The organism is Nocardioides ganghwensis (assembly GCF_014779655.1).
Classification (GTDB): Bacteria; Actinomycetota; Actinomycetes; order Propionibacteriales; family Nocardioidaceae; genus Nocardioides; species Nocardioides ganghwensis.
The window spans coordinates 1-1,348 of the sequence record NZ_JACXYX010000036.1; the positions used below are offsets into that span (position 1 = coordinate 1).

A 1,348-nucleotide genomic window follows, 5' to 3' on the forward strand; every position below is an offset into this window, starting at 1 on the left:
CGGCCTTCGGTTGATGCGTCACACATCTTCGGGTGATGGGTGACAGCTACTCCGGTTGATTGGTGACACTCCCCAGATGAGGGAGTTGAGCGTGACCGAGCAGCGGTATCGGGCCGTGCTGGCTGTGATCAGTGACGGCGAGACGGTCTCGAGCGTGGCGGCCAGGTACGGCGTGCATCGCAAGACGGTGCACGGCTGGCTTGCCCGCTACGAGTGTGAGGGCCTGGAAGGCCTGGCGGACCGCTCGCACCGGCCGCGGTCGTGCCCGCACCAGATCGATGCTGATGTCGAAGCGGCGATCGCCACGATGCGCTCGGCGCATCCGGGGTGGGGGCCGCGGCGGCTGGTGTTCGAGCTGGCTCGGGCGGGCGTGGATCCGGTGCCGAGCGAGTCGGCGGTCTACCGGGCGCTGGTCCGGTTGAACCTGATCGATCCCTCGGGTCGTCGGCGTCGGGACCGGAAGTGGAAGCGGTGGGAACGCGGAGTGCCGATGGAGTTGTGGCAGATGGACGTCGTGGGCGGGTTCGTGCTCGCGGACGGACGGCGGGCCAAGGCGCTGACCGGCGTCGATGACCACTCCCGGTTCTGCGTCAGCGCGCACCTGATGCTGCGCGAGAGCTCACCGAACGTGTGTGACGGGCTCGCTGCCGCGTTGCGGACCTACGGGGTCCCGGGGCAGATCCTGACCGACAACGGCAAGGTCTTCACCGGCCGCTACAACCGTCCGCCGGTCGAGGTCTTGTTCGACCGGATCTGTCGCGAGAACGGGATCGAGCACCTGCACACCCAGCCACGCTCGCCGACCACGACCGGGAAGATCGAGCGGTTCCACCGCGCGCTGCGCACCGAGTTCCGCACCGATCGCATCTTCGGTGACCTGGCCACCGCGCAGGCCGAGCTCGACGCATGGGTCCACGACTACAACCACAACCGGCCCCATCAGGCGCTCGACATGGCCACCCCGGCCGCACGGTTCCTCACCGGTCACGACGCAGCGATCACGCCGTTGCGCCCGCCGGCCGACACCGGCGCGGCTCACCGCCCGGACGCGAGTCGCAGTGACGGAACCTGGGTGACCCGCCGAGCCAGCGCCGTCGGGGTGGTGTGCGTCAGCTGGCAGCAGGTCTGCCTCGGGGTCGCGGCCGCCGGGCGACCGATCGACGTGTGGGTCACCGAGTCCGTCCTGCAGTTCTACGACGGCGACCAGCTGCTCCGAACTCAGAAACGCGACAGCACCGGGGAGGTGAGGGTCAAACGATCCAGCGCGCCGCAACGGCGTCCTAGAGTGACAGCGAGTGTCACCGATCAACCGACATAGATCTGTCACCCATCACCCGAAGGTCTTCAG

Annotated in this window: 1 protein-coding gene; it reads left to right on the forward strand. The window is 68.4% G+C overall.

Annotated features, from left to right (window positions below; all coding sequences use genetic code 11):
* Nucleotides 1–76 precede the first annotated feature (76 nt).
* Nucleotides 77–1,318 (forward strand): IS481 family transposase, encoded by a 1,242-nt coding sequence (locus tag IEZ24_RS21380; protein ID WP_129457166.1) that lies wholly within the window; start codon nt 77–79, stop codon nt 1,316–1,318.
* Nucleotides 1,319–1,348 lie beyond the last annotated feature (30 nt).

Bases quoted from the DNA above. Each gene is read 5' to 3' on its own strand.
- IEZ24_RS21380 (WP_129457166.1), top strand. From the start codon at position 77: ATGAGGGAGTTGAGCGTGACCGAGCAGCGGTATCGGGCCGTGCTGGCT.